The organism is Paraburkholderia sp. 35.1 (assembly GCF_050436525.1).
Lineage (GTDB): Bacteria > Pseudomonadota > Gammaproteobacteria > Burkholderiales > Burkholderiaceae > Paraburkholderia > Paraburkholderia tuberum.
In genome coordinates, this window is the sequence record NZ_JBNDMJ010000003.1 from 70,122 (window position 1) to 96,121 (window position 26,000).

The window sequence follows — 26,000 nt, forward strand, 5'->3', positions numbered from 1 at the left end:
CTATGTCGATAGCTCACACGATACAGAAGCGTTGTCCATCGGTAAAATCGATATAATCGATGACGGTATCGCAAAAACTTATTTGCTGGCGAGGCACACGTGCAATACGCGCAATTGCGGGCGTTCCATGCGGTCGCGGAACATGGCGGCTTTTCGAAAGCGGCGCAGGCGTTGTCGCTGACGCAGCCGGCGGTGTCGGATCACGTGCGGCGGCTCGAACAGGATTACGGCGTCAAGCTGTTCGAGCGCGGGCCGCGCGGCGTGGAGACGACCGAACTCGGGCTGCGCCTGTTCAGCGTGACACGGCATATGCTCAGTTGCGAGCGGGACGCGCGCCAACTGCTCGAATCAGCGGGCGGGCTGGAGTCGGGTTCGCTATCGCTCGCGGCCGATGCGCCCGATCTCGCCGTCGCGCTGATCGGCGCGTTTCGCCAGCGGCACCCGGGCATCGTCGTCACGCTGTCGATCGCCAATGCGGCAGAGTGCATGCAGCGCGTGCTGTCGAGCGCGGTCGACGCGGCGATCACGGCCGCGCCGCAGGTGCATAGCCGCTTGCAGTCGCGCGTGTTGCGGCGCGATCCGCTGGTCGCGATGGTGCCGGCGAGCTACCCGGCCGCGAAGAAGCGCCGGCTGAGTTACGCGGAGCTCGTCGATCAGCCGATGATCTTCCGCGAGCCGCAATCGGTCACCCAACAACTGCTCGAAATCGAGCTCGTGCGCGAGTCGTTGCAAGTCGAGCCGGTCATGTACGTGGATGGCCGCGAGGCGCTGGAGGAAGCGGTCGCGCAGGGAATCGGCGTCGGCGTCATTGCGCGCGCAGAGTTCAACGAGTCGCGGCGGATCCGGATGGTGCCGCTGCTCGATTGCCGCGTGCAGATGATCGAATCGCTGACGCGGCTCGCCGAGCGGCCGGGTTCGAATCTGCTCGACGCGTTTTTTGCGGTGGAGTTGCCGGGAGCCGAAACAGAGGTCTCGGGGGGCGATGTTCAACGCGCGTAGCTCGCGCGCCGTCGCTGCAAGGAGCGGCGTGGCCTTCATGCTGCCGGCCCCGCCGCCCGCGATCGCCCCCGAATCGTTCCGCGGGTTGCCACCAGCGTTGGCAACCCCTTCAGACTTAACGCGACCCGCCGCTCGCGATCAGGCTCTCGCCCGTCAACCAGCGCGCGTCATCCGACGCGAGGAACGCGACGACATCCGCGATATCGTCGGGTTGGCCGATACGGCCGAGCGGCGTCGTGCTGATCGCCCACGTTTCGAAGTCCGAGCCGATCACGCCGGCGCTGTGGGTGCCCTCGGTCTCGACCATGCCCGGATTCACCGAATTCACGCGGATCTTGCGCGGTCCGAGTTCCTTCGCGAGCACGCCGGTGATCGCATCGACCGCGCCCTTGGTCGCCGTGTAGACCGCGGTGGTCGCCGGCGTGATGCGGGTCACGACCGAGCTCACGTTGACGATGCTGCCGCCTTCGCCCAGATGCCTGGCCGCCGCCTGCGACACGAGCAGCAGCCCAAGCACGTTGACATCGAAGTGCTTATGGAAGTGCGCTTCGGTGATCTCTTCGAGCGCCGCGAATTCATAGACACCCGAGTTGTTGACGAGAACGTCGAGCCGCCCGTACGTTTCGATCGCCGTATCGATAATGCCGTTCGCGTCCGCGGCCTTCGACACGTCACCGCCAACCGCGACCGCCTTGCCGCCCGCCGCCGTGATATCGGCGACCACCTTGTCGGCGCCCGCGCGGCTCGACGCATAGTTCACCACGACCGACGCGCCTTGCGCCGCCAATGCCTTCGCAATCGCCGCTCCGATGCCTTTCGATGCACCCGTTACAACCGCTACCTTGCCAGTGAGCTTGCTCATCATCGTGTCCTTTCAATGGTTCGCGCCGGCATGCCTCGCGAGGAGCCGCGGGGTCCACGCCAATAAAAGCCGGAAATGCAGTGGCGCTGTCACTGGTCGTTAATTTAGGCATGCCGCGAGGCCGGATAAAGCGGCTCGAGACGAATTGATACGCCGCTTCCGACGAACAATCGATTCGCATCAGACCTCGATGGCCACGTTTACGCGTGGCTTACGACGATTGATGCTGTTTGGCTTGCGCCGCGGCGCGATCAGGCGCTACACACTCAAAGCGCTTTTATTCATCGCACTTTTGTTCGCTGCCGAGCAGCAGCGCGATGTGCGCGGCCACGCTCGCGAGCACCGCGAGCGCGCCGAGCGTATCGAGAATAATTTGCCACACGATCTCCCTCCTCCGCGATCCGCTGCTCCCAACGTCTTTTAAACAGATGCGCGCGCCATCGATTGAACGCCGGGGCCGAGCAGACAGATAAAGAACCGCGCACGCGCTGACCGAACTACCGCAACCAGCGTGCCGAGTACGATGCCCGCCAGCATCGGCCATAAGCGTCCGACGAACGCGCGCACGCCCGATCCCGCAAACAGCTGCCACCCGTTGGTGACGAACGACGGCAACAGCATGCGCGAGCTGAATGCGCTGCCGCGCGCGGAAAACGCGCTCGTGCGTCATCTGGCCGGTATTGAGCGGCGCTGTTGCTATCATTCGTTGCCCTCGCGCAGCGCCGCGGCGGCAGCACCGTACCGCAACCGGCAGCGCCCAAGGCGCAGCAGACCAACGCAACACCAATCGCCGACGCATCACATCTCAGAGGCATGCATGGAATTTCGCCAACTTCGCTACTTCATCGCGGTCGCCGAGGAGATGAACATCACGCGGGCGGCCAATCGTCTGCATATGACACAGCCGCCGCTGTCGCGGCAGATCCAGCAGATCGAGGAAAGTGTCGGCCTGCCGCTGTTCGAGCGCGGCTCGCGGCCGTTGCGGCTCACCGAAGCCGGCCGCATTTTCTACACGCAGGCGAAACGTCTGGTCGATGAAGCCGACGAGCTCGCGCCGCTCACGCGCCGGCTCGCGCAACTCGCGGAACGCATCGTGATCGGTTTCGTGCCGTCGACGCTGTATGGCGCGCTGCCCGCGGTGATCCGCTCGTTTCGCGAGGCCGCGCCGCACATCGAGCTGTCGCTGATCGAGATGTTCACGATCGAGCAGTTGGCCGCGCTCAAAGGTGGCCGCATCGACGTCGGCTTCGGCCGGCTGCGCTTCGACGATGCGCAACTCGCGCGCGAAGTGCTGGTCGAGGAACGGATGATCGCCGCGTTGCCGCAGGATCATCCACTCGCGCGGCAAAAGAAGCCGCTGACGCTTGCCGCGCTCGCCGAGGAAACCCTGATCGTCTATCCGAGCACGCCGCGGCCGAGCTATGCTGACCAGCAGATCTCGGCAATGCACGATCAGGCGCTGGAGCCGAAAGCGATCCATGAAGTGCGGGAGTTGCAGACCGCGCTAGGGCTGGTCGCCGCGCAGGTCGGCGTGTGTCTCGTGCCGGAGAGCGTCGAGGGCTTGCGCGCGCATGGCGTCGCGTACCGGCCGATTCCGTCGGCAAGCGCCGCGTCGCCGATCATCATGAGCCGGCGCCTGCAGGACGAATCGCCGGCGACGCTGCTGATGTGCTCGCTCGCGCGGCAGTTGTTCAAGCGCGTTTGAGCGCCGCGTGCGTGAGCACGGCGACGCGGCGCCGCGGCGCCGCGCGCCCGGTCAATAGAGCGAACCGTCGACGGCAAAGCCGCCCCGCACAGGCGACAATGCCTTCACCTGGCTTCCCGCACGGAGTCTTCATGAAAGCGCAGCGTCCGCGGCCTCCGCACTTTCCCGCCGAACCTACGCGCGCCGAATGGCGCGAGCACCTGCTGCCCTACTTCGTCACGGCGCTGCTGATCGCGTTCGCGATCGTGCTGATCGTCTGGATCGCCAATCCGGCGCCGCCGCGCACGATCACGATCAGCGCCGGCCCGCGCGACAGCTCGTTCGTCGTCACCGCGAACCAGTACCGCAAGATCCTCGCGCGCAACGGCATCCGCCTGAACGTGCTCGAATCCGAAGGTTCCGTGCAGAACCTGCAGCGGCTGCTGGATCCGAAGCAGCACGTCGATATCGCTCTCGTGCAGGGTGGGGTGGCCGAAGGGCTCGATACTTCGTCGCTGGTGTCGCTCGGCAGCGTGTGCTATGTGCCGATCGTCGTGTTCTATCGCGGCGCGGCGCTCACGCAACTGGCGCAGCTCGAAGGCAAGCGGATCGCGGTCGGCCGCGAAGGCAGCGGCACGCGGCTGCTCGCGCTCCAACTGCTCGCGGCGAACGGCATCGAGCCCGGCGGCGCCACGACACTAGTGCCGAGCGACGGCCTGCAGGCCGCCACGCAGCTGGTTGCCGGCGAGGTCGACGCGGCGATTCTGAGCGGAGATTCGGCCACGCGCGACCTGATGCTGCGGCTATTGCGCGTACCCGGCATCTCGGTGATGAATTTCGACGAAGCGAGCGCCTATACACGCGTCTTTCCGTTTCTCGACCAGATCGACTTGCCGCCCGGCGTGCTCGATCTGAAGCGGCGCATTCCGCCCGAGACCGTTCACCTGATTAGTCCGACGGTCGAACTCGTCGCGCGCAGCACGCTGCATCCGGCGATTTCGGATCTATTGATCGAGGCGGCGCAGGAAGTGCACGGCGCCGCGGGCCTGTTGCAGCACGCCGGCCAGTTCCCGAACCCGGTCGAGCACGAATATCCGATCAGCGAAGACGCGCAGCGCTATTACCGGACCGGCAAGGGCTTTTTGTATCGGACGCTGCCTTTCTGGCTCGCAAGCATCGGCGATCGTACGCTCTTCCTGCTATTGCCGGTCGCCGTGCTGCTGTTGCCCGCCATGCGCGTGATCCCGGCGCTGTACCGGTGGCGGGTGCGCTCGCGCATCTATCGTTATTACGGTTCCCTGATCGCGATCGAACGGCACGCGCTCGCCGGCGCAACCGACGAGGAGCGCACGCAGCTACTGGGGCAACTGGACGAGATCGAGGCGGCGCTGAGCCACCTGCGCATGCCGCTCGCGTATGCGGATGCGTTTTACGTGCTGCGCGAGCATGTGGGATTCGTGCGCAGCCGGTTGACGGCTGCGCCGCCCGTCATGGCCTCGTGATCGAGGCCATGACGGGCTGTGCCAAGGTTAGGCTTGGGAGGGGGGCGAGGCGGGAGCCGTGGCTTGCGGTTCGTATTGCGCGCTGGTCTGCGCCTGGGTGTCCGCGCTCCCGGCGGCATCCGCCGCTACGGCTTCCGGCGACGCAGCAGCGACATCCGCTTGGCGGGCCGCTTGTTCCGCAACTGCCGCTACCGCTGCTTCGGCATGTGACGCTTCAGCGGCCGCGCCCTCGGCCGGCGTACCTGCATCGGTCGGCGCATGCGCGCTTGCCGTCGCGGTGGCGGCCTTCTGCGCGCCCTTCGCCGCGCGATGCGCGAGCAGGCGCTGAGCACCCGCCGCTTCCTGCGCCGTGACCTTGCCGGCTTCGACGCCCGCCAGGTCGACGCGCGCCGCGCCTTCGACGAGGCTCTTCCAGTAGCGCCCGCCGCGGCACCACGTCTTGATCGCGTCGCGCAGCTCGGCTTCGCTCATCGACAGTTCCTTCGCATGCACGACGAGGTCTTCGAAAATGCCGATCTTCAGCGGCAGCTTCGGGGCCGGATTCTTCGGGAAAGCGACCGGGAAACGTTTTTGCAGACGACCGATCGAGCGCACCACCGGGTCCACCGGCTTGGCGTCCACCGCCGGCTTGGCGGGCGCGGTGTGGCGCGCCGGCTGCGGGCCGCCGGCTCGCGTACCTGGCTTGCCGTCCGGGCGAGCGCCGGCCTTTGCGGCCGGCTTCGCGCCGGGCCGGCCACCGGGCTTCGTGCCCGGATTGGCACCACGGTCGGCATGTGAACCAGGATGTGCCGCTGAATTTGAAGCGGGCTTGCCGGCGGACTTCGAAGCGGGGCGCGTGGCCGATTTGCGATCGGGCTTGCCGGCGGACTCTGCGGCGGCACGCGCCGCGGCCAGTTGCTTCTTCAGTTCAGCGAGTTGTTCGAAACCCATAGTGCACAACCAATCTGTCGATCCGTAAAAATGAGATTGTAGCAGCGTGCGCCTACGTGCTTGTGACAACCCGAGCCGCAATGACGATCGTCAATTCGCGGCCGTGACGGGCGCGTGGGCGGCGGGCGCGCGCAGCCCCGTGACGGACACCCGCAAACCGGGCGCCCCGACATTGTTGCTCAGCGACAGGCCGAGCTGATGCCGCTCGGCGATCCGCGCGACGATCGCGAGACCGAGCCCGCTGCCCTCGCCCTTCGACTCGTCGCCGCGATAGAAAGGGTCGAACACGCGTTCGAGTTCCGCCTCGGGCATTCCCGAGCCGCTGTCGACGACCTCGAAGCCCACGCGCTCGCCCGTGCGTCGCAGCACCACGTCGACACGGCCGCCCGCCGGCGTATGACGGATTGCGTTATTGATCAGGTTCCCTAACAACACGCTGATACTGTGCGGCTCCGCGAGCACGGTATAGGCGTCGTTCGGCGCGCGCGCGTGTTCGCATTCGAGGCCGAGATCGATCTCGCGCAACTCCGCGAGCACGGAACAATCGCTGACTGCCTGCTCGCCGATGCGGCGCAGGCTGACCGGCACCGTCGACGTGACCGGCTGCGCGTCTTCGCGTGCGAGCGTCAGCAGTTGCTGCACGAGGTGGATGATCCGGTTCACCCGATGTTCGACGCGCTCGAGCGTCTGCCCCTCGCCCCTCAGCGATCCATCGCGCGACGCCGCCTGCAGTTGCAGCTTCAGCGCCGCGAGCGGCGAGCGCAGCTCGTGCGCGGCATCGGCGATGAACGTGCGCTGCGCCTGCGACGCCGTATGCAACCGTTGCAGCAGATCGTTCAGCGCTTCGACGAGCGGCCGGATTTCGACCGGCAGGTTGCCGTCGAGCCGCAGCGGTTCGAGCGAATCGATCGAACGCGTCGCGAGCGCGCGCGACAGCCCGCCGATCGGCGCGAGCCCGCGCGCGACCACCAGCAGCACCAGCGCGATCGTCACCGGCAGCAGCACGCCGAGCGGCCACAGCGTGTGCAGCGCGAGCTGCAACGCGAGTTCTTCGCGCACCGAGACCGGTTGCGCGACCTGCACGTAGCGGTCTGTCTGCGCGACGCCGAAGATGCGCCAGTGGTATTCGCCGCGCGGCACTGTGTGAAAGCCCGGCGGCAGACGCTCGAACACCGGCGCCTGCGCGGAGCGATAGACGAGCGTACCGCTGCGGTCCCAGATCTCGATGACGATGCGGTCGTCGGCGAGATCGCCGAGGTCGGGTTCCCGCCGCTCGCGGCTGCCCGCGCCGCTCAGCGCCGACGGCAGCGACAGCGCGACGGTGCGCAGTTCGTAGTCGAACAGCTCGCTCGCCTCGCGCCGCGCGGTATGGAAGATCGCGAAAGCCGCGATCATCGACGCCGCCGCCATGCCGAAGATCAGCCAGCCGAGCAGCCAGCGGCGAATCGACGTCATCCGCACCTCTTCAGGCGGTAGCCGACCCCGCGCACGGTCACGATCTGGTCCGCGCCGATCTTGCGCCGCAGACTGTGCACATGCACTTCGATCGTATTGCTGCCGACTTCCTCGCCCCAGCCGTACAGCTTTTCTTCGAGCTCGGCCTTCGTGAACACGCGGGTCGGCTCCTCGATCAGCGCCTGCAGCAACGCGAATTCGCGCGGCACCAGCGGCAGCGGCACGCCGTCCTTGGTGACTTCATGCGCGGCGGGGTCGAGCGTCAGGTCGCCGTGACTGTAGACCGGCTGCTTCTGGCCGGTGCGCCGGCGCAGCAGCGCGCGAATGCGCGCGGCCAGTTCGTCGAGATCGAACGGCTTGATCAGGTAGTCGTCGGCGCCGGCGTCGAGACCGCGGATGCGCTCGTCGACCGCGTCGCGCGCGGTCAGGATGATCACGGGCGCCGCGCCGCCGTTGCGGCGATACGCGTTCAGCACGTCGATGCCGTCTATTTTCGGCAGGCCGAGGTCGAGCAGCACGAGGTCGTACACGCCGTTATCGAGCGACAGTTCCGCCGCGCGGCCGTCCTCGGCCCAGTCGATCGCGTAGCCGGCGCGGCGCATCGCGCCCAACACCGATTCCGCGATCATGTCGTCGTCTTCGACCAGTAGCAGGCGCATGGCCTCTCCTCTCCTTGGTGCGGTTTTGGCCGCCGCATTATCGGCCGTCGCAGCTTAACCAACCCTTACGGGGTACGGACGACGCGTCGCTTTCGCACGGCCCGGCTCGCGCGATTCGACGTTAAGCCTGTCTTATCGTGCAGTTGCCGCTCGTGCTGTTGCTGCTGCCGGCGTTGCTGAAGCTGTTGATGAAAAAGCAGCCGGTGTGAGCGTGGCCAAAGTTTTCCGCATTTCGCGAAGCATGGCGCTACGCAAGCACATCCGCGAACCCGCCGAGCCGCCCCCCAAGCGCGCGGATCGCGGCGGCCACCCGTGGCGACAGCAGCGCCTGCAACTCGTCGGCATGCCGGTAGTCGTGCATGCCGTCGCTCAGCGCGTCGCCGGCCAGCGCCGGATGACAGTAGATTTCGCCGACACCATGCGGCAGATTCGCGAGCGCGGCGAGCCAGGCCGCCTCATCCATGCGCCCGCTCGCCGCGATGCCGACCACGTAGTCGTTGTGCGCGATCCCCGCGCGCTCGAGCCGCGTCTTCACGTGCGCGATCCACGGCCGCAGCCACAGCGGCGCGTTCGCTTCGAACGGCAAACGCATCGCCCTCATGCCGTAGTCGCGGCCGATGTCGAGGATCAGGCCGAGCACGGTCGGATGCAGATGAAAATGCTTGTGTGTGTTCACGTGGTCGAGCGTAAGGCCGGTCGCGGCGAAGGCTTCGAATTGCGCGCGAATTTCGTGCGCGAGCTGCCGGCGCACGTGCGGCAGAAAAAAGAAGCGCACGCCGTCACGCACCATGTTGCTGCCGAAGCGGCCGTTCTCGTCGAGCAGCGCGGCGACCTCCTCGCGCGGCGCCAGCGCGGCGCCGTCGGCCAGCACCAGATGCAGGCCCACGCGCAGTTCCGGCAGCATACGCGCGCGCGCGACCGCGTCTTTGGCGGCCGGCGCGCCGACCATCAGACTCGCGGCGCGCAGCACACCGTTGCGATGCGCACGCTCGACCGCGATATTGACGCGCTGATGCAGACCGAAATCGTCGGCGGTGGTGATCAGTCCGCGCGGCTGGGTGGGTTTTGCGCTGTCCATCACGTGAGGCTGTCCAGCCGGCCGCTGCGCTCGGCGGACGGCGTGCCGAGCTGCATGCGCTCGCCGCGCCACACCACGTGCGAACCGAACGCGCTGACGAGCCACTGGAGCGCGAGCAGCGTATCGCGCAACGGCACCAGCGGCAGATCGCGCCAGAACGTGCGCGCGCGGCGTGCCGCGCGCAGGTGCAGCAGCAGGCGCGCGCCAACGCAGACCGCAGTGGCCGACGCGCTCGCGACCACCGCCGCGAAAGGCGCGTGAGCACACGTCGCGAGCGACACGGTCTGCCCCGCGCTCGTCAACAGCCACGGCGTGGGGAACGTGATCAGCAGCGACACGAAGCCCAGCGGATTGACCGAGCGGATCGTGCGCAGCCAGCGCGTTTCGCGCTGCCACAGCGCCGCGAAGGTCGGCTCGATCACGTCGGTCGCGACCATCACGCGCGACAGCACCGTTTGCAGACCGAGCGCGCGCACGTGCTCGGCGAGCCAGTAGTCGTCGGCGAGGCAGTTTTTCAGCGCTTCGAAGCCGCCGATGCGCTCCAGCGTCGCGCGCCGCAACGCGAGCGTCGCGCCGAAGCCGAAGCGGCGCGAGCCCATCGCATGGGCGACCCGCACCGAGGGCGCGAACCACTCGTTGATGAACAGCGCACCGACACGCGGCCAGAAGCCGCCGACGCCGCGCGCGACGTACAGGCACGTGACCACGCCGACGTTCGGGTCCGCGAGCGGCGCGGCGACGCTGTCGAGATAGTCCGGGTCGACCGCGATGTCGCTGTCGGCGATCACGATCACGTCATGGCGCGCGCCTGCCGCCATGTTGATCAGGTTGCTGACTTTCAGATTGCTGCCGTGTACGCGTGTGTCGATTGCAAGCTCGATGTCGCACTGCGGATAGGCGGCCTGCAATCGGCGCACCACCGCGATGGCGGGATCGTGCGGCGACGACACGCCCAACACCAGCTGAAAATGCTGATGTCGCTGCTCGCAGAAGGTTCGCAGATTTTCGTAGAGACGCGGCTCGGCGCCGCACAGCGGCTTCAGCACGCTGACACCGACCTGCGCGAACGGCCCGGTTGGACAATCGAGCGAATCCATCAGCGAACGGCTGAGCGCGCGATTGACGGCCCTGCCCCCATGATGGTTCGATTTATGTCGGGCGGTGAAAAACGGCATGGCGAGCGCGGCGGCTGCCGTGTAGATCGAAGCGCTAACGCAGGCGGCTAACAGAAGCCATTGACATGCAATCAACGCGTGCGCCGCCATTGTGTGCCGTCCGTGTCCGTCAGTGCTCGGCCAGCACGAAAGGTTGCCCCGTAAGTCGCAGATGAAGCACGACGAGCCACCGGCGCGGACAATTCGCTGCGATCACGGCGGGCCATGCGCCGCGAGCAGCGCGAGTCGCGCAGTCGCGCCGCACCGCGACTTCGAAGGCGACCTCGGCAAATTCGCGCGCGATCACCACGCCGCCGATGATCAGCGCGAGCGCGAACAGCCTGAACGATGCCGAAGCGAAAAAAGCGTCAGAGACCGGCAGTACCGGCAACGCCATGCACAGCAGCGCTTCGGTGCCCGCGGCCGTCAGAGACGCCACTAGCAGATGGGCTCGTAGCATGTCGATAGTGACTCGCTTCATAACGTGCCTCGTGCGCGGCCTTGCGGCCTGACCGGATGCTGGCAATGGGCGGGACTCGTCGAGATCGTCCGTTGACGCCCTCGACCAGCATACAGAATGCCTCGCGCGTCGCTCCATCGAAGTCCTTACGATCAGGTTGCGATGGCCTGACGACAACGTCGTCTCGCACATGCATTACGATCTGCGACGACCATTTTATAGCGCGTCGATGGTATCGATTCAAGCTGAAGGAAACCTTAACCACGCGCATGGCATGAAGCGGCTAACGAACGGCGTGGTTACACTTCGGAACGCGGCAGATTGTTCGTCTATGTGCATCAATGCCGCTTGCATCTAAATGCTCGACGTTATGCAATAACGCCCCACAATGGAATATTGGCCTCATGCGCTTACTCCTCGTAGAAGACGACGAACTCATCGGCTGCGGTGTCGAGGCGGGCCTTCGTCAGGCCGGCTTCACAGTCGACTGGGCACGCGACGGCCACAAGGCCGGCCTCGCGCTCGACACGACTCAATATGCCTTGGTGGTACTCGACCTCGGCCTGCCGCGCGTGAGCGGCACGGAACTGCTCAAACGCGTGCGCGACGCCGGCAATGACGTGCCGGTGCTGGTGTTGACCGCAAAAGGCACGGTCGTCGATCGCGTCGGCGGACTCGAAGCGGGCGCCGACGACTATCTCGGCAAGCCGTTCGATCTCACCGAACTGGTGGCGCGGTGCCGCGCGCTGTTGCGCCGCGCACAAGGTCGCAGTATCGATCTGATTCGTTACCAGAATCTGACAGTGAATCCGGCCGCGCAAACGGTGCAGATCGACGAGGCGCGCGTGCCGCTCACGTCGCGCGAATGGGCGATCCTGCTGCAACTGCTGACCAATCTCGGCATTCCTCAGTCGCGCTCGCGGCTCGAAGAAAGCCTGTACGGCTGGCAGGAAGAAATCGAAAGCAATGCGATCGAGGTGCACGTGTCGAACCTGCGCAAGAAGCTCGGCGCAAGCCTGATCAAGACCGTGCGCAACATCGGCTATGTGATGGAGAAAGAATGATCGGTCCGTCGATTCGGCGGCGCCTCGTGCTGCTCGTGCTCGCAAGCATCGCGATCGTATGGGGCTGCGCGCTCGTGTCGAGCTACCGGCAAGCCATCCACGAAGTCGCCGCGTGGGAACGAGCGCGTCTCGCCGAACTCGCGCAGATGCTCGCGCTGCTCGATTCGACCAATCTGATGACTCTCGCCAATGCGCGCATCGACGTGCGTGAAGAAGAGAGAGGCGGTGAGCCCGGCGCGAGCGATCTCGACGACGACGACACGCTGCCGCGCGACGCCCTCTTCCAGGTGCGCGCGGCCAACGGCGCCGTTCTGGCGGGCAGCCCGCAACTGCATGCGCTCGCCGCGTGGGATTTGCCGTTGCCGCCCGCGAGCGGCGCGCAGGACGTCACGCTGGGCGGTCAGCTCTATCACTCGTTCACGTTGCGCGAAACGGCGCTCGGTCACTGCGTGCGTGTGTTCGAACTGGCCAACACCCGCAGCGACCTGGTGAGCGGTGTCGCGAGCCGCATCGCGCGGCCCACGCTGATCGCGCTGCCAGTGCTCGCGGTGCTCGTGTGGCTCAGCATCGGCTGGAGTCTCGCGCCGCTGAAGGTGTTGTCGGCCGCGATCCGTTCGCGCGACATCAACCGCATGGAACCGGTCGGCATCGGCCGCACGCCGCTCGAGGTGCGCCCGCTCGTCGACGCGATCAACCAGATGCTGGCGCGTCTGCACCATGCGCGCGAGCTAGAGCGCGCCTTCACCGCCGATGCCGCGCACGAACTGAAGACGCCGCTCGCAGCGATCAAGGTACAGGCGCAGGTCGCGCTCGCCGAGCCCGACATCGCGCTGCAGCGGCTCGCGATGGAGCGCGTCGTGCAAGGCGTCGATCGCAGCGCGCGGCTCGCCGAGCAACTGCTGCTGCTCGCGCGGCTCGACGTGCAGGAGAAGCTGCCCACCGAGCCGCTGAGGCCGGCGGCGATCGCGAAAGATACGCTGCTCGCGAACAGGCGCAATGCACAACAGAAGCACATCAATGTGATGCTGGTCGGCGACATGCTCGCCGAGATCGACGCGGAGCCCGTGCTGATCGGCATCCTGCTCGACAATCTGCTCGATAACGCGATCAAGTACGGACGCTCGGGCGGCACTGTGGAAGTGGCGGTGCGCCATGCCGACGAGCAGGTGCAACTGATCGTGCGCGACGACGGCCCCGGCGTCGCGCCGGACGATCTCGCGCGGCTCACGAACCGCTTTTTCCGCGCGACCGGCAATCAGGCGACCGGCAGCGGGCTCGGTTTGTCGATCGTTGCGCGGATCGCCGAACATTTCGGTGCGAGTCTGCAGCTAGGCGCCGGGATCGGGGACCAGGGGCTTGCGGTGCGGGTGTCGTTTCCGGCCTATCGCGCGACGCGCTGAAGGCGCGCCAATCGCTCAGCGCCGCTCACCGCCCCGGTTCGCGTCAGCGACGCCCGAACGCTGCTTGGCCAGTTCGGCGCGCACGCCGTGCGGTGCGGCATGCGGCCGCGCGCTGCCGGACGCCTCGAACAGCTGCCACGCGATCAGGCCCGGCACGAATATCAGCAGATCGCGAATTCGCCGCGCGGCCGCGAGCGCGAGACAGGTGGCGGGGTCGAGCCCCAGTGCGCCGCCAATCAGTATGAAAGCGCCCTCCTGCACGCCGAGACCGCCCGGCACGAAGAACGCGGCGCTGCTGACCGCCTGGATCAGCGATTCGATCACGATCGCCTCGACGAGCGTCACGCGCGCGCCGAGGAAATACAGCGCGAGCCAGATTTCGAGCGAGGTGAGCACGCATTGCAGCGGCTGCCAGAAGAACAGATAGCGCAGCACGACCGCGCGGCGGCGCCAGATCACCTTGATCGACTGATCGATCTGGGCGGACTGGCCGACCAGCGCGGTTAGCTTGCCGCTCGTCACGCGGTTCGCCACGCGCGTGATGCGCTCGAACGGATTGGCATGCTGGACGAGCCCGAACAGCAACAGCACCGGCGTCAACGCGACCACGCCCCACGCGAGCTGCCCGGCGAGCCGCAGCGCGCCCGATTGCGCATTGGCGAACAGAAAACCAATCCCGACCATCGTGAACATCAGCTGGCTGATTACGGTCAGCTGCATGTCGACGATGGTGCTGGCCACCGCTGTCGAGGGCCTGACGCCCCAGCGCTTGAACATACGGAATGACACGAGTTCGCCGCCGATCCGCGCGACCGGCAGCATGCAGTTGACCGATTCGCGCACCCACACCAGATGCAGCATCCTGCCGAAGCTGGGGCGGTTCGCGCCGCGAATCAGCGAGCGCCAGTCGCACGCGTTGGCGATCATTGGCAGCACATGCGCGAGCGCGGCCACCACGAGGCCCGCGCCGGCCGCGCGCAACGCGCTGAACACCGCGCGCGGATCTTCGCGCCAGACGAGCCACAAAGAGATCAGCAAACCCGCGAGCGCAGCCGCGCGGCCCAGATGCTTCATCATGCGGGCACCTCGCACACGACCTCGGTATACGTGATGCGCCGCACGCCGCGTGTCGCCGGGGCGCTGCCATGCGTCTCCAGGGCGCTCCCGTTTCGCCCGCTCGAAACTTCTTCGTTCATTGCCAGCCCAATCTGCCGTTCGTTCGTCATTCGTCCTGCGCCGCCGACAGCAGCCCGTCGCCGTCGACCTTGAAGCTGAAGCCCCGCCAGATCACCCGCGACGAGCGGAAGCTCGCGACGAAAATCGCAAACGATACGATATCCCATAACGGCAGAAGCCACAGATCGCGGCAGCGTTGACGCAACGCCCGATCCGCGCGCCACTTCAACGCGAGACGCGCGACCACCGTCACTGCCGCGAGCAGCCACGCCCACGGCGCGCCGCCCGAGCACGCGAGCGCGAGCAGCGCGAACGGCAACGGATGCACGAGCGCCGTGCCGAAGTGTCCGAGCGGATCGATGCGGCGGATCGTGCGGCTCCAGCGCAGTTCGTGCGTCACGAGTTGTGCGGCGCTCGCTTCGACACACGCATGCGCGATCGCGAACGGCGGAATCGTGACCTGCTCGCCCGCCGCGCGCACCGCCGCGCCGATCTCGTAGTCCTCGGCCAGATGCTGCACGAACGGCTTGAAACCGCCGATCCGCTCGTAGGTGTCGCGCCGCATCGCGATGGTCTGGCCGAAGCACGGCCGCGCGAGCCCGAGCGCGAGTCCAGTGACGACGCCCGGCAGGAACTGGTAGTTGGTTGCGATCGCCGACAGCCGCGGCCAGAAACCCGGATCGGGCTGGCCGCGATATGCGCAGGTGACGAGCCCGACGCCCGGCTGCTGCAATTCGCCGATCACGTTGCGCAGATAGTCCGGGCCGACGCACACGTCGCTGTCGGCGAACACGAGCACGTCGTGGCGCGCCTGCGGCACCATGTTGAGGATATTGCTGATCTTGCGGTTCGGGCCGTACAGACGCGCATCGGCGACGACGGTGATGTCCGCCTGAGGATGGAGACGCCGCAGTTCGTTGACGGTTTGCAGCGCGGGGTCGGCGCAGTCATGCGCGCCGAACAGGAATTGCACGGGCCCGGGATAATTTTGCGCGCAGAAGCTCGACAGATTGTCGAGCAACGCCCACTCGTTGCCATGCAACGGTTTGATCACCGTAATGGGTGGAAAGCTGGAGGGTTCGGCTACATCCCTCGCGAAGAAGCGCCCGATCAGCGCGCTCGCGAGCACGGTGTAGCCGATGCCGACAACGGTCGCCGCCGCGCACGCGTACGCGAGCGTGACGGCGGCGAGGTGTGCGGCGCTCACGCCTCGTGCGCGCGCAGGAAGCGGAAAAATTCGACGCCTTCGCGCAGGCGCCGTTTCATCATGTCCCAGCTCGTCAGCATTTCGCGCAGGATCTCCCAGATCTTCGACGGCCGGAAATAAAAGCGTTTATAGAAGTTTTCGAGCTGGTGGTACATCTCGTCTCGCGACAGATGCGGGTAGCCGATCGCCGCCAGCTGCACGCCTTCCTTGCTGACGAGATTGATCACCTTGTTCTCCGCGAGCCAGCCGTTCTCGACCGCCTGGTTATAGAGCGTAGTGCCCGGGTACGGCGCGGCGAGCGACACCTGGATCGTCAGCGGATTGATCTCTTTCGCGTACTCGATGGTCTTCTGGATCGTTTCCGGCGTCTCGCCCGGCAAGCCGAGAATGAAGGTGCCGTGCACCTTGATGCCCAGCGTGCGGCAGTCCTGGGCGAAGCGCCGCGCGATGTCGGTACGCAAGCCCTTCTTGACGTTCAGCAGGATCTGGTCGTCGCCGGATTCGTAGCCGACCAGCAGCAGGCGCAAGCCGTTTTCCCTCATGATCTTCAGCGTCGAGTAAGGCACGTTCGCCTTCGCGTTGCACGACCATGTGACGCCCAGCTTGCCCATGCCTCGCGCGATTTCTTCGGCGCGCGGTTTGAAGTCGGTGAACGTGTCGTCGTCGAACATGATCTCCTTGACTTCGGGCATGTTGTCGCGAATCCACTTGACTTCCTCGAGCACGTTCTCGACCGAACGCACCCGATAGCGATGGCCGCCGACCGTTTGCGGCCACAGGCAGAACGTGCACTTCGAGCGGCAGCCGCGGCCAGTGTAGAGCGACACGTACGGATGCTTCAGGTAGCCGTTGAAGTAATTCTTGATGGTCAGATCGCGCTTGTAGATCGGCGCGACGAACGGCAGCTCGTCCATGTTCTCGAGGATCGGGCGCGCTTCGTTGTGCTCGATCGAGCCGTCGGGGGTGCGATAGCTCAAGCCCAGGATCTGCGCGAACGGCTTGCCTTCGGCGATTTCCTTGCAGGTGAAATCGAATTCCTCGCGACACACGAAGTCGATGGCCTCGGTCGCGGTCAGCGAATTGTGCGGATCGACCGCGACCTTCGCGCCGACCATGCCGATCAGCAGCGACGGCTTGCGCTTCCTGAGGTCCTGGGCGAACAACGCGTCGGTCGGGAAGGATGGCGTGCTGGTGTGGATCACCACCAGCTCGTATTGCGAGGCGATGTCGAGGGCGGCGTCGACGGACAGGCCGTCTGCCGTGGCGTCGAGCACGCGGCTGTCGGGAACCAGTGCCGCGGGTTGGGCGAGCCACGTCGGATACCAGAACGAGCGAACTTCACGCTTGGCCTGATAGCGCGAACCCGCACCACCATCGAAGCCGTCGTACGACGGCGCCTGCAAGAACAGAGTTTTCATGGATGCTCCAGCAAGCCTTTATAGGCGCTTTCGGTTTTCAGTCGGGAATCTATACTGTTCCATTGCCCGAATGCAGGTCGCGAAAGCCTGTGCTCGACCTGCACGTAGCGGCGGCCGCGGTCCGGAAAGGCCACGGGCAGTGGCGCAAATAGTACGGAGCAAAGCTGAAGGAAACCTGAAGAATAATACTGCGTTCAGACCGCGCGCGGCATGCTCCGATGGGGCGATTTGTGTAATCGACGCGCTCGTGCAATCGTGTCGCATCGATGTCGTATCGGCGTGGTAAATGGATAGGTTCTCGCGTGGCGTGCGGGCGAGCCCCGCCGGCGCCGCCGATTCACGCCACCTTCACGGGCGCGAACGCTCGGCCCGACGCGTCGCTCATCGCGCGAGATGCCTCGCCCATTCGAGCCAGCCGAGATTGAGGGCCGCGTTTACCACTACGCCGAGCGCCGACGCGAGCGCGGCGATCATGGTCCAGAAGGCCGAGCGCCGCGCCGCGCGCGCCGACGTGTGGGCGGCGGCCGCAGCGTCGCGCGACGCGCTCGCCGCCGCCTGCGCGATATGCGACGACGCCTCCATGCGCGCGAGCGACCTCAGCGCGAAACCGCGCTCGTCGTCGCGCGTGGCGGCGGCCGCCTCATGCGCCGCGTCGTCGCGCTCCGCCTGCTCGAACAGATAGCGATGACAGAACGGCGTCAGCGGTTCGTCGGGATAGCGCGCGGCGAAGTTTTTCGCATAGGCGGCGCCGCCATTGCGCTCGATCTCCGCGTAGGCGGCGTCCTTATCCATGGTTGCCTCGCATGCGGACGAGCCGCCCGGCCGGCGTCACACGGGCTTGATGTCGGCAGCCTGTTTGCCTTTCGGCCCCTGCTTGATTTCGAAACTGACTTTCTGGTTTTCCTGCAACGACTTGAAACCTTCGGATCGAATCTCCGAAAAATGGGCGAACAGATCTTCGCCGCCGTCATCGGGAGTGATGAAGCCGAAGCCCTTTGCGTCGTTGAACCATTTCACTGTTCCGGTTGGCATGGCGATGTCCTCGTGATGCGCTGTAGTAGCGGTTGAATGGATGAAGCGCTGCGTCCTGCAAGCGTTTCGTGCAGCGCCGACGCGGCGCCCCGGCACGACCCGCAAAATCGCTCCGGTGCCAAACCTCAGCAAGCCGCATGCCGCGACCGGGCGCCTGCGGGCCGCGCCGGTGCGATTGCCCGCAATCAGATAAGATAAATGGTATCCGCAATTCATTCATGGCCGCGCAGGAATGTCGCCTCGTGCCGCACGTCCGCGCGGCCAGTTGTTTTCCCACTCACAGGAACCCAGCATGGCCATCTCGAGCTATACCGATACCCGTCTTTTGATCAACGGCGAATGGTGCGACGCCGCCAGCGGCAAGACCCTCGACGTGATCAACCCCGCGACCGGCCAGGCCATCGGCAAGGTCGCGCATGCCGGCATCGCCGATCTGGACCGCGCGCTCGAAGCCGCGCAGCGCGGCTTCGAAGCCTGGCGCAAGGTGCCGGCCAACGAGCGCGCAACCGTCATGCGCCGTGCCGCCGCCCTCGTGCGTGAGCGCGCCGCGGACATCGGCCGCCTGATGACGCAGGAACAGGGCAAGCCGTTCGCCGAGGCGCGCGGCGAAGTGCTGGCGGCCGCGGACATCATCGAATGGTTCGCGGACGAAGGCCGCCGCGTGTATGGCCGCATCGTGCCGTCGCGCAACCTTGCCGCGCAGTCGCAGGTGCTGAAGGAGCCGATCGGCCCGGTCGCGGCGTTCACGCCGTGGAACTTCCCGGTCAACCAGGTCGTGCGCAAGCTGTCGGCGGCGCTCGCCTGCGGCTGCTCGTTCCTCGTCAAGGCGCCGGAAGAAACCCCGGCGTCGCCGGCGGCGCTGCTGCAAGCCTTCGTCGAGGCCGGCGTGCCGGCCGGCACGGTCGGCCTCGTGTTCGGCGATCCGGCTGAAATCTCGAGCTACCTGATCCCGCATCCGGTGATCCGCAAGGTTACGTTCACGGGCTCGACGCCGGTCGGCAAGCAGCTTGCGGCGCTGGCCGGCTCGCACATGAAGCGCGCGACGATGGAGCTCGGCGGCCACGCGCCGGTGATCGTCGCAGAAGACGCCGACGTCGCGCTCGCCGTCAAGGCGGCCGGCGCCGCGAAGTTCCGCAACGCGGGCCAGGTCTGCATCTCGCCGACGCGTTTTCTCGTGCACAACAGCATCCGCGAAGAGTTCGCCGCGGCGCTCGTCAAGCACGCTGAAAGCCTGAAGCTCGGCGACGGTCTCGCCGAAGGCACGACGCTAGGGCCGCTCGCCAACTCGCGCCGTCTGACGGCGATGGCCAAGGTCGTCGACGACGCCCGCAAGACCGGCGCGAAGGTCGCGACGGGCGGCGAGCGCGTCGGTACCGAAGGCAACTTCTTCGCGGCCACCGTGCTGACCGACGTGCCGCTCGACGCCGACGTGTTCAACAACGAGCCGTTCGGCCCGGTCGCCGCGATCCGCGGCTTCGACAAGCTCGAAGAAGCGATCGCCGAAGCGAACCGCCTGCCGTTCGGCCTCGCCGGCTACGCATATACGAAGTCGTTCGCCAACGTGCATCTGCTGTCGCAGCGCATGGAAGTCGGCATGCTGTGGATCAACCAGCCTGCCACGCCGACGCCGGAAATGCCGTTCGGCGGCGTCAAGGATTCCGGCTACGGCTCGGAAGGCGGCCCGGAGGCGATGGAAGCCTACCTCGTGACCAAGGCGGTCACGGTGATGTCGGTTTAATCACGGGTTTAATCACGGGTTTAATCACGCCAATCACGCGCTTCGGGAACGGCGCCGCGGTTTTGCCGCTCGCATCGTTCCCGAGCGCGGCTCAACCGATCTGCCAGGTCCACGAGTCTTCCGCTCGCGGACCTTTTTTATTGCCATGAACGATATTTCCGCCGAATCGATGCAGCCCACGCTGAGCGGCTCGTTCGTCGAGCTGCGGCCGCTGCGCGAGGAGCACGCGCAGGCCCTCGTCGACGCCGCCGCCGACGGGCAACTGTGGGACATGAAGCTGACCGTCGTGCCGGGCCCGGCGACGATCGACGCCTATATCGCCACCGCGCTCGCCGGCCGTGCGGCCGGCAAGGTGATGCCGTTCGTGATCGTGCGGCGCGACGAGGATGACGAGAATGACCGTGCTGGCCGGATCGTCGGCAGCACGCGGTTCTGGAAGATCGATCGCGCGAACCGCAAGCTCGAAATCGGCCATACGTGGCTCGCCGCCTCGGCGCAGCGCTCGGTCGTGAACACCGAGGCGAAATATCTGCTGCTGTGCCACGCGTTCGACGTGATGCGCTGCGTGCGCGTGCAGTTCACGACCGACGAGCTCAACGACAAATCGCGCGCGGCGATCCTGCGCATCGGCGCGCAACAGGAAGGCATCGTGCGGCACGAGCGGATCATGCCCGATGGGCGCAAGCGCAACTCGGTGCGCTTTAGCATCATCGACGACGAATGGCCGGCGGTGAAAGCGATGCTCGAAGCGAAGCTGGCGCGCTGAGCGGCGCGCCGGCTTCCTGCTACCGACTCATTCAAACCGGCGCATCGCGCTGCTCGTTGAGCGGCGCCGCCTGCGTCGCGGTGGCGAACTCCTCGCGCAGCGCGTCGCGCGCACGATGCCGGCGCACCCACAGCGCCGTGAGGATCGGCACCAGAATCGCGGTCACGAGGCAAGCGGTGGCGACCATCGCGGTCGCGGCCGGCACTAGCGGTTTGAAGCTCGGAATCATGTCGGCGATGATCGCCGGATTCGCGACCGCGGCCCCTGCCGTCGACGACGCCGCCAGCCCCGCCGCGCCATTGCCGCCGGCAATCCAGCGATCGGCGAGAATCAGCGGCACGCCGGTCACGACGATCACGCCAAGCCCCAGCACGATGCCCGGCAGGCCGCTCGTGACGATCACGTTCAGATCGATGCCGTTGCCGAGCGCAAAGCCGAAAAACGGAATCAGCGGATGCACGCAACGGCCGAACAGCTCGCGCAGCTCGCTATCGAAGTTGCCGAGCGCAAACCCGATCAGAAACGGCAGCACCGCGCCGACGAACAGACGCGGCTCGAAGAACGCGACCCCCGTCGCACCCAGAATGATCATGCTGATCAGCGGCCCCGATTCGACCGACATCAGCACGAACGCGCCCGCCTCTTCCTTCGTGCCGTACTGTTGCATCACGGCCGCGTACAGCCCGCCGTTGGTCATGTCCATCGAGGTGGTGATCGCGAGCATCGACAGTCCCGCGAACAGCCCGGTCTTGATGCCATCGATCGGAATGAAGCGCGCCGCGATCAGCGTGACGATCCACGCGACCAGCATCTTGGTGACGAGCAGCGTGCCCGACTTGCGCAGCACGGTGCCGGTCGCGCGCAGGTCGATCGTCGCGCCCATGCAGAAGAACCATACCGCGAGGATCGGCACGGTGCCGGTAATCAGGCCGTTGGTGAACGAGCCGAAGTATTTGCCCGCGCCCGGCGCGAACGTATGCACACAGGCGCCGAGCAGCAGCGGCACCAGCATCAGACCGCCAGGAATGCGGTCGATGGCCTTCTTGATCTTCATGCCTCCTCCATGGACGGTGACGTCCCGTTGACGGGCTAATGACCCGCGTTGGTGTCCCGTTCTACGCCGGGCTCTCCCTGTCCGGCGCAATATAGCATCATGAAAGGAACGCCGTTCCGTTTTATTTCTTAAACCTGACTATCGTTTACCCGGTCGTTCACGCTATGCGTTGCCAGCCGCGATCATCCGTCACAATATTTTCGGACCAGCGTTCCGAAATCAAGATTCTGCGTTACAGTCTCGGGCACGAGGAAGGCGGCGCCGCGCCCCGTATACCGACAGGAGAACGATCAATGGACGTGCGACAGGCCATCAACAGCGAATACGCGAAGACGCTCGACACCACCGGGCTGCGTCGCGAGTTTCTGGTGGAGCAGATCTTCGAGCGCGATGCGTTGAAGCTCACGTACAGCCATATCGACCGGATCATCGTCGGTGGCGTGTGGCCGGTCGAGCGCGCGGTCGAAGTGCCGGGCTCGCTCGGCAAGGCGATCGGCGTCGACTATCTGCTCGAGCGGCGTGAACTCGGCGCGATCAACATCGGCGGCGACGGCTGGGTCGACGTCGACGGCACGCGCTACACGGTGCGCCGCGAAGAGGCGATCTATATCGGCAAGGGCGCGCAAGCGGTCGGGTTCGGCAGCGCCGACGCCACCCGGCCGGCGAAGTTCTATCTGAACTGCGCGCCCGCGCACACCAGCTATCCGACCCGCACGATCTCGCTCGACCAGGCCTCGCCCGAAACCCACGGCAATCCGGCCACGAGCAACCGCCGCACCATCTACAAGTTCATCGTGCCCGACGTGCTGCGGACCTGCCAGCTGTCGATGGGCATGACGAAGCTCGAACCGGGCAGCCTGTGGAACACGATGCCCTGCCACACACACGAGCGCCGCATGGAAGTGTATTTCTACTTCAACGTCGCCGACGACGCCGCCGTTTTCCACATGATGGGTGAGCCGCACGAAACCCGGCACATCGTCGTGCGCAACGAGCAGGCGGTGATCTCGCCGAGCTGGTCGATCCATTCGGGCGTCGGCACGCGCGCGTACACATTCATCTGGGGCATGGTCGGCGAGAACCAGGTGTTCGGCGACATGGACCATCTCGCGGTCCGCGAGCTGCGCTGAGCGAACATGAGTCCGAACACAGTGAACACTTTCGATCTGACCGGCAAGGTCGCCATCGTGACCGGCAGCAACACCGGCCTCGGCGCCGGCATGGCCGTCGCGCTCGCCGCGGCCGGTTGCGACATCGTCGGTGTCAGTCGCGCGGACGCGGGCGCGACCGCCGCGCGCGTCGAGACGCTCGGGCGCCGCTTCGCCGACGTGCGCGCCGATCTCGCGTCGAGCGTTTCGGTCGACGACATCGTGCGCGCCGCGGTCGAAGCGTTCGGCCGCATCGACGTGCTCGTCAATAACGCAGGCATCATCCGTCGCGAAGACGCGCTCGAGTTTGGCGAAGACGACTGGGACGCGGTCATGGACGTGAATCTCAAGAGCCTGTTCTTCCTGTCGCAGGCCGCGGCGCGTCAGTTCGTGCGCCAGCAAAGCGGCGGCAAGATCATCAACGTCGCGTCGATGCTGTCGTTCCAGGGCGGCATCCGCGTCGCGTCGTACACCGCGTCGAAAAGCGGCGTGCTCGGTCTGACGCGACTGCTCGCGAACGAATGGGCCGCGCGACGCATCAACGTGAACGCGATCGCGCCCGGCTATATGGCGACCGCGAACACCGCGGCGTTGCGCGACGACGCGCAGCGCAACGAGGAGATACTCGGCCGCATTCCGGCCGGCCGCTGGGGCGTGCCCGACGATCTCGCGGGGCCAGTGGTTTTTCTCGCCTCGTCGGCGTCGGACTACGTGCATGGGCATACACTGGCGGTGGATGGCGGCTGGCTCGCGCGTTAGGGACGGCACAAGCTCGCCACAAGTGCGCGCCACGCGCTATGCTCTCGCGCCGGTGAGCATCGGCTCGATGCGGCAGCGGCGAGTTGGCACAGACAGGGAATGACGGACATGGCGGCAACGGGAACACACAGGAATACTGCGAGGAACACTGCGCGCGACAAGACGCTCGACAAGGCGCTCGATAAGACCCGCGGCAAAGCCCGCAAGGAACCCGCCGGCGCAGCGTCGCTCGATGCGCACAGCGGTGAGCGCGGCGAATCGGCGTCGTCGATCGGGCGCGTGTTCGCGATTCTCGGCGCGATCGGCGACACCGGACAGATCGGCATCAGCGAGCTGTCGCAACGGCTCGGCATGTCGAAGACGACCGTGCATCGTGTGATTCAAACACTGAAGGCGCTCGGCTATGTGACCCAGGAAGTCGAAACCGAACGCTATCGGCTGACGATCCGTCTGTTCGAGCTCGGCGCGAAAGCGCTCGAAAGCGTCGATCTGGTGCGCGAGGCCGACATCGAGATGCGCCGCATCGGCCAGATGACGCGCGAAGCGGTACACCTGGGCGCGTTCGACGACGACGCGATCATCTACATCCACAAGATCGACGCCGACTACGGGCTGCGCATGCAGTCCCGGATCGGCCGGCGCAATCCGCTGCATAGCACGGCGATCGGCAAGGTGCTGCTCGCATGGATGGACCCGGCCGACGCGCGTGACGTGCTCTCGCACATCGAATTTCGCAAGTCGACGCAAAAGACCCTGACCTGCGCCGAAGCGGTGTTGAGCATCCTGCCGCGCGTACGCGAGCAGGGCTACGGCGAGGACAACGAGGAGCAGGAAGAAGGCCTGCAATGCATCGCGGTGCCCGTGTTCGACCGCTTCGGCCGTGTGATCGCCGGTCTGTCGATTTCGTTTCCGACGATGCGCTGCGGTGCCGACACGAAGCAGCATTACGTCGCGTTGCTCAAAGAGGCCGGTCTCGCGATTTCGACGCGGCTCGGCTATCGCGAAGCGACCGCCCCGGAGCCCGCGGCCGCGCAGTAGGTTGCGCGCGCGATGCGTTTTTACCTATCCCACCGAAGCTTAAGACAAGCTGATGACGCTACAGGTGTAGCGTCTTTCCATCACGCTCGCCCGAGCGCACTATCGAACTTCTTAGCCAGTCTGCAACCGAATGTATCTGCGCTGCATACATATGCCGAAAATCGATGCGCTTCTTTTTTCAGCAATCGAGGCGCCGAAGCTTCGCTTCGAATCCATGCTTCGTCTGCCTTTGAAGGCGTTTTTTTTCATAGACCCTTCAAGGGTTTGCCCGCGCGCTTGACAGTCGCCCGGCATTTCGACCCGTAACCCGCGGCGCCTTCCCTCCTCGTTCATCGCACTCGCATCGACGTTTCGGCGCGAGCTCGGATCGACACGTCCTGTTACACACAAACACACCGGTAATCGCGCCGCTCAGTAGAGTTCGGTTCAAACGAAAGCGGATCAGATCAAACGCTTCGCACGACAGGCACTCGCATCACAGATTTCAGGGAGCAACATCATGAAAAAAATCCTCGCATTGGTCATTCTTGCCGCCACGCTCGGTGGCGCGTTGAGTGGCTGCATCGTCGTCCCTGACGATCATCCGCATCATGACCACTACTACGAACGTTATTGATCGGGCCATCACGCGCAGTAGGTGCGCGTCCGGCTCGCCACTTCATCACAGACATCCACACAACAGAGAACAATCATGAGTCTTTCACGCAACCGCTGGGTTCCGTTGACCGTCGTCGCGGGTCTCGCGATCGGCGCATCGACGGCCGCTTTCGCGCACGTCGATGTCGGTGTGAATATCGGCGTGCCGGGCATCGCGGTCGTGCCCGCCGTGGTCGAGGCTCCGCCGCCCGTCTATGTGCAGCCCGCGCCCGTCTATGCGCCTGCGCCGCCTCCCGCGGTCATAGTCGCTCCGGGCTGGTACGGCGAACGCTACTACGATGGTCATCGCTATTGGGGGCGTCGCCAGTGGGAGCGGCGCGAGTGGCAACGTCATCACGACGAATGGCGCGATGCACGCGGCCCGCACGGCGACTGGCGCGACAACGGCTCGCACGGTCGGGGTCATGACGATCGCGGGCATGACCATTGATAGACGGCAGGTGGCGTCCATCGCGCCACCGTGTCGCGCTTGCATTCGCGCCACCCCTTTGACAGGAGCGACGACGTGCTACGCAAGGATCCGAGACGAGTAACCGCGCAGGTCGACGGCGCGCACATTTGCGCCGAATACAGCGAGCTGACCGGCCAGCTGTGCCTGCGCCAGGACGGCACGCTGGTGCGCGAATGGTTTCCACCGCATTCGTGGATGGCAATCGCGTCGGTGGCCGGCGCGCGCCACTGGGGCACGCGGCCAACCGACGACGAATTGCTCGCGCTGCTGCACAACGAAATGGCGTTGCTGCGCGCGTCCTGAGCGATC

Annotated in this window: 26 protein-coding genes; 12 read left to right on the plus strand and 14 right to left on the minus strand. The window is 65.8% G+C overall.

All coding sequences use genetic code 11. The features are described from left to right. Window positions 1-99: 99 nt before the first annotated feature. A complete protein-coding gene (locus OKW27_RS20360) occupies window positions 100-999 on the plus strand; it encodes a LysR substrate-binding domain-containing protein (protein ID WP_429334682.1) in 900 nt (299 codons plus the stop codon). A 115-nt stretch (window positions 1,000-1,114) separates the two neighbouring features. Here the strand turns inward: OKW27_RS20360 and OKW27_RS20365 are convergent, their stop codons facing one another. Together OKW27_RS20365 and OKW27_RS20370 are read right to left on the minus strand one after the other, a co-directional pair. Beyond that, on the minus strand, window positions 1,115-1,861 hold the full coding sequence (locus OKW27_RS20365) for a glucose 1-dehydrogenase (RefSeq protein WP_187612769.1): 747 nt from the start codon (window positions 1,859-1,861) through the stop codon (window positions 1,115-1,117). 420 nt (window positions 1,862-2,281) lie between these two features. Beyond that, window positions 2,282-2,482, minus strand: coding sequence for a hypothetical protein (locus tag OKW27_RS20370; protein ID WP_429334683.1), 201 nt, complete (start codon window positions 2,480-2,482; stop codon window positions 2,282-2,284). 196 nt (window positions 2,483-2,678) lie between these two features. On the opposite strand from OKW27_RS20370, the gene OKW27_RS20375 reads away from it, so the two are divergent. Beyond that, complete coding sequence (locus tag OKW27_RS20375; RefSeq protein WP_187612768.1) at window positions 2,679-3,566, plus strand: LysR family transcriptional regulator; 888 nt, start codon at window positions 2,679-2,681, stop codon at window positions 3,564-3,566. A gap of 131 nt (window positions 3,567-3,697) precedes the next feature. Further along, entirely contained in the window at window positions 3,698-5,047 is a 1,350-nt protein-coding gene (locus OKW27_RS20380) for a TAXI family TRAP transporter solute-binding subunit (protein WP_429334684.1), read from the plus strand. A 27-nt stretch (window positions 5,048-5,074) separates the two neighbouring features. Here the strand turns inward: OKW27_RS20380 and OKW27_RS20385 are convergent, their stop codons facing one another. The 6 genes from OKW27_RS20385 to OKW27_RS20410 form a co-directional block, all read right to left on the minus strand. Next, complete coding sequence (locus OKW27_RS20385; protein ID WP_429334685.1) at window positions 5,075-5,977, minus strand: ProQ/FINO family protein; 903 nt, start codon at window positions 5,975-5,977, stop codon at window positions 5,075-5,077. Window positions 5,978-6,067: 90 nt separating this feature from the next. Continuing rightward, window positions 6,068-7,432 carry an ATP-binding protein gene (locus OKW27_RS20390; protein WP_429334686.1) on the minus strand — a complete coding sequence of 455 codons (1,365 nt, stop codon included), beginning with the start codon at window positions 7,430-7,432 and terminating at the stop codon, window positions 6,068-6,070. Next, the gene (locus OKW27_RS20395; RefSeq protein ID WP_429334687.1) at window positions 7,429-8,091 is read right to left on the minus strand and encodes a response regulator; all 663 of its coding nucleotides are present in this window, start codon (window positions 8,089-8,091) and stop codon (window positions 7,429-7,431) included. Before OKW27_RS20395 ends, OKW27_RS20390 begins: the two co-directional genes overlap by 4 nt. A gap of 247 nt (window positions 8,092-8,338) precedes the next feature. Continuing rightward, window positions 8,339-9,169, minus strand: coding sequence for a hopanoid biosynthesis-associated protein HpnK (hpnK, locus tag OKW27_RS20400; RefSeq protein WP_429334688.1), 831 nt, complete (start codon window positions 9,167-9,169; stop codon window positions 8,339-8,341). Beyond that, a complete protein-coding gene (gene hpnI / locus OKW27_RS20405; protein ID WP_429334689.1) occupies window positions 9,169-10,434 on the minus strand; it encodes a bacteriohopanetetrol glucosamine biosynthesis glycosyltransferase HpnI in 1,266 nt (421 codons plus the stop codon). Before hpnI (OKW27_RS20405) ends, hpnK begins: the two co-directional genes overlap by 1 nt. Window positions 10,435-10,453: 19 nt before the next feature. Beyond that, window positions 10,454-10,804, minus strand: coding sequence for a hypothetical protein (locus tag OKW27_RS20410; RefSeq protein ID WP_184043340.1), 351 nt, complete (start codon window positions 10,802-10,804; stop codon window positions 10,454-10,456). A gap of 383 nt (window positions 10,805-11,187) precedes the next feature. Here OKW27_RS20410 and OKW27_RS20415 point away from each other — a divergent pair, with 383 nt between their 5' ends. Further along, window positions 11,188-11,847 carry a response regulator gene (locus tag OKW27_RS20415; RefSeq protein WP_090805227.1) on the plus strand — a complete coding sequence of 220 codons (660 nt, stop codon included), beginning with the start codon at window positions 11,188-11,190 and terminating at the stop codon, window positions 11,845-11,847. Next, entirely contained in the window at window positions 11,844-13,247 is a 1,404-nt protein-coding gene (locus OKW27_RS20420; RefSeq protein ID WP_429334690.1) for an ATP-binding protein, read from the plus strand. The genes OKW27_RS20415 and OKW27_RS20420 overlap by 4 nt, the downstream gene beginning before the upstream one ends. 15 nt (window positions 13,248-13,262) lie before the next feature. On the opposite strand, the gene OKW27_RS20425 is transcribed toward OKW27_RS20420, so the two are convergent. The 5 genes from OKW27_RS20425 to OKW27_RS20445 all read right to left on the minus strand — a co-directional run bounded on the left by OKW27_RS20425 (window position 13,263) and on the right by OKW27_RS20445 (window position 18,080). Further along, window positions 13,263-14,324 carry a lysylphosphatidylglycerol synthase domain-containing protein gene (locus OKW27_RS20425; protein WP_429334691.1) on the minus strand — a complete coding sequence of 354 codons (1,062 nt, stop codon included), beginning with the start codon at window positions 14,322-14,324 and terminating at the stop codon, window positions 13,263-13,265. A gap of 145 nt (window positions 14,325-14,469) precedes the next feature. After that, complete coding sequence (gene hpnI / locus OKW27_RS20430) at window positions 14,470-15,630, minus strand: bacteriohopanetetrol glucosamine biosynthesis glycosyltransferase HpnI (protein WP_429334692.1); 1,161 nt, start codon at window positions 15,628-15,630, stop codon at window positions 14,470-14,472. After that, entirely contained in the window at window positions 15,627-17,048 is a 1,422-nt protein-coding gene (gene hpnJ, locus OKW27_RS20435; RefSeq protein WP_184043334.1) for a hopanoid biosynthesis associated radical SAM protein HpnJ, read from the minus strand. The genes hpnI (OKW27_RS20430) and hpnJ overlap by 4 nt, the downstream gene beginning before the upstream one ends. A gap of 381 nt (window positions 17,049-17,429) precedes the next feature. Beyond that, window positions 17,430-17,840, minus strand: coding sequence for a hypothetical protein (locus OKW27_RS20440; protein WP_429334693.1), 411 nt, complete (start codon window positions 17,838-17,840; stop codon window positions 17,430-17,432). Between the two features lie 36 nt (window positions 17,841-17,876). Continuing rightward, window positions 17,877-18,080: a cold-shock protein gene (locus tag OKW27_RS20445; RefSeq protein WP_007181784.1), complete on the minus strand. Its 204-nt coding sequence runs from the start codon at window positions 18,078-18,080 to the stop codon at window positions 17,877-17,879. A gap of 292 nt (window positions 18,081-18,372) precedes the next feature. Here OKW27_RS20445 and OKW27_RS20450 point away from each other — a divergent pair, with 292 nt between their 5' ends. Further along, window positions 18,373-19,818: an NAD-dependent succinate-semialdehyde dehydrogenase gene (locus tag OKW27_RS20450; RefSeq protein WP_184067722.1), complete on the plus strand. Its 1,446-nt coding sequence runs from the start codon at window positions 18,373-18,375 to the stop codon at window positions 19,816-19,818. Between the two features lie 145 nt (window positions 19,819-19,963). Beyond that, window positions 19,964-20,584 (plus strand): GNAT family N-acetyltransferase, encoded by a 621-nt coding sequence (locus OKW27_RS20455; protein ID WP_187612759.1) that lies wholly within the window; start codon window positions 19,964-19,966, stop codon window positions 20,582-20,584. A gap of 31 nt (window positions 20,585-20,615) precedes the next feature. Here the strand turns inward: OKW27_RS20455 and kdgT are convergent, their stop codons facing one another. Further along, complete coding sequence (gene kdgT, locus OKW27_RS20460) at window positions 20,616-21,638, minus strand: 2-keto-3-deoxygluconate transporter (RefSeq protein ID WP_429334694.1); 1,023 nt, start codon at window positions 21,636-21,638, stop codon at window positions 20,616-20,618. 293 nt (window positions 21,639-21,931) lie between these two features. On the opposite strand from kdgT, the gene kduI reads away from it, so the two are divergent. From kduI to OKW27_RS20485, 5 genes are all read left to right on the plus strand, one after another. Continuing rightward, on the plus strand, window positions 21,932-22,768 hold the full coding sequence (gene kduI / locus OKW27_RS20465) for a 5-dehydro-4-deoxy-D-glucuronate isomerase (RefSeq protein WP_429334695.1): 837 nt from the start codon (window positions 21,932-21,934) through the stop codon (window positions 22,766-22,768). A gap of 6 nt (window positions 22,769-22,774) precedes the next feature. Continuing rightward, window positions 22,775-23,545, plus strand: coding sequence for a 2-dehydro-3-deoxy-D-gluconate 5-dehydrogenase KduD (gene kduD / locus OKW27_RS20470; protein WP_429334696.1), 771 nt, complete (start codon window positions 22,775-22,777; stop codon window positions 23,543-23,545). A gap of 99 nt (window positions 23,546-23,644) precedes the next feature. Continuing rightward, on the plus strand, window positions 23,645-24,583 hold the full coding sequence (gene kdgR / locus OKW27_RS20475) for a DNA-binding transcriptional regulator KdgR (RefSeq protein ID WP_429334697.1): 939 nt from the start codon (window positions 23,645-23,647) through the stop codon (window positions 24,581-24,583). A 691-nt stretch (window positions 24,584-25,274) separates the two neighbouring features. After that, window positions 25,275-25,670 (plus strand): hypothetical protein, encoded by a 396-nt coding sequence (locus tag OKW27_RS20480; protein ID WP_429334698.1) that lies wholly within the window; start codon window positions 25,275-25,277, stop codon window positions 25,668-25,670. Window positions 25,671-25,745: 75 nt separating this feature from the next. Continuing rightward, a complete protein-coding gene (locus OKW27_RS20485; RefSeq protein WP_090805246.1) occupies window positions 25,746-25,994 on the plus strand; it encodes a hypothetical protein in 249 nt (82 codons plus the stop codon). The last annotated feature ends 6 nt before the right edge of the window (window positions 25,995-26,000 follow it).

Coding starts and splice junctions, on each gene's coding strand:
- kduI (WP_429334695.1), top strand. CDS start 21,932: ATGGACGTGCGACAGGCCATCAACAGCGAATACGCGAAGACGCTCGAC.
- OKW27_RS20420 (WP_429334690.1), top strand. CDS start 11,844: ATGATCGGTCCGTCGATTCGGCGGCGCCTCGTGCTGCTCGTGCTCGCA.
- hpnK (WP_429334688.1), bottom strand. CDS start 9,169: ATGGACAGCGCAAAACCCACCCAGCCGCGCGGACTGATCACCACCGCC.
- OKW27_RS20440 (WP_429334693.1), bottom strand. CDS start 17,840: ATGGATAAGGACGCCGCCTACGCGGAGATCGAGCGCAATGGCGGCGCC.
- hpnJ (WP_184043334.1), bottom strand. CDS start 17,048: ATGAAAACTCTGTTCTTGCAGGCGCCGTCGTACGACGGCTTCGATGGT.
- OKW27_RS20365 (WP_187612769.1), bottom strand. CDS start 1,861: ATGAGCAAGCTCACTGGCAAGGTAGCGGTTGTAACGGGTGCATCGAAA.
- OKW27_RS20370 (WP_429334683.1), bottom strand. CDS start 2,482: ATGCTGTTGCCGTCGTTCGTCACCAACGGGTGGCAGCTGTTTGCGGGA.
- OKW27_RS20445 (WP_007181784.1), bottom strand. CDS start 18,080: ATGCCAACCGGAACAGTGAAATGGTTCAACGACGCAAAGGGCTTCGGC.
- OKW27_RS20385 (WP_429334685.1), bottom strand. CDS start 5,977: ATGGGTTTCGAACAACTCGCTGAACTGAAGAAGCAACTGGCCGCGGCG.
- kdgR (WP_429334697.1), top strand. CDS start 23,645: ATGACGGACATGGCGGCAACGGGAACACACAGGAATACTGCGAGGAAC.
- OKW27_RS20455 (WP_187612759.1), top strand. CDS start 19,964: ATGAACGATATTTCCGCCGAATCGATGCAGCCCACGCTGAGCGGCTCG.
- OKW27_RS20375 (WP_187612768.1), top strand. CDS start 2,679: ATGGAATTTCGCCAACTTCGCTACTTCATCGCGGTCGCCGAGGAGATG.
- OKW27_RS20450 (WP_184067722.1), top strand. CDS start 18,373: ATGGCCATCTCGAGCTATACCGATACCCGTCTTTTGATCAACGGCGAA.
- OKW27_RS20425 (WP_429334691.1), bottom strand. CDS start 14,324: ATGATGAAGCATCTGGGCCGCGCGGCTGCGCTCGCGGGTTTGCTGATC.
- OKW27_RS20410 (WP_184043340.1), bottom strand. CDS start 10,804: ATGAAGCGAGTCACTATCGACATGCTACGAGCCCATCTGCTAGTGGCG.
- OKW27_RS20415 (WP_090805227.1), top strand. CDS start 11,188: ATGCGCTTACTCCTCGTAGAAGACGACGAACTCATCGGCTGCGGTGTC.
- OKW27_RS20380 (WP_429334684.1), top strand. CDS start 3,698: ATGAAAGCGCAGCGTCCGCGGCCTCCGCACTTTCCCGCCGAACCTACG.
- kduD (WP_429334696.1), top strand. CDS start 22,775: ATGAGTCCGAACACAGTGAACACTTTCGATCTGACCGGCAAGGTCGCC.
- OKW27_RS20395 (WP_429334687.1), bottom strand. CDS start 8,091: ATGCGCCTGCTACTGGTCGAAGACGACGACATGATCGCGGAATCGGTG.
- hpnI (WP_429334689.1), bottom strand. CDS start 10,434: ATGGCGGCGCACGCGTTGATTGCATGTCAATGGCTTCTGTTAGCCGCC.
- OKW27_RS20480 (WP_429334698.1), top strand. CDS start 25,275: ATGAGTCTTTCACGCAACCGCTGGGTTCCGTTGACCGTCGTCGCGGGT.
- OKW27_RS20390 (WP_429334686.1), bottom strand. CDS start 7,432: ATGACGTCGATTCGCCGCTGGCTGCTCGGCTGGCTGATCTTCGGCATG.
- kdgT (WP_429334694.1), bottom strand. CDS start 21,638: ATGAAGATCAAGAAGGCCATCGACCGCATTCCTGGCGGTCTGATGCTG.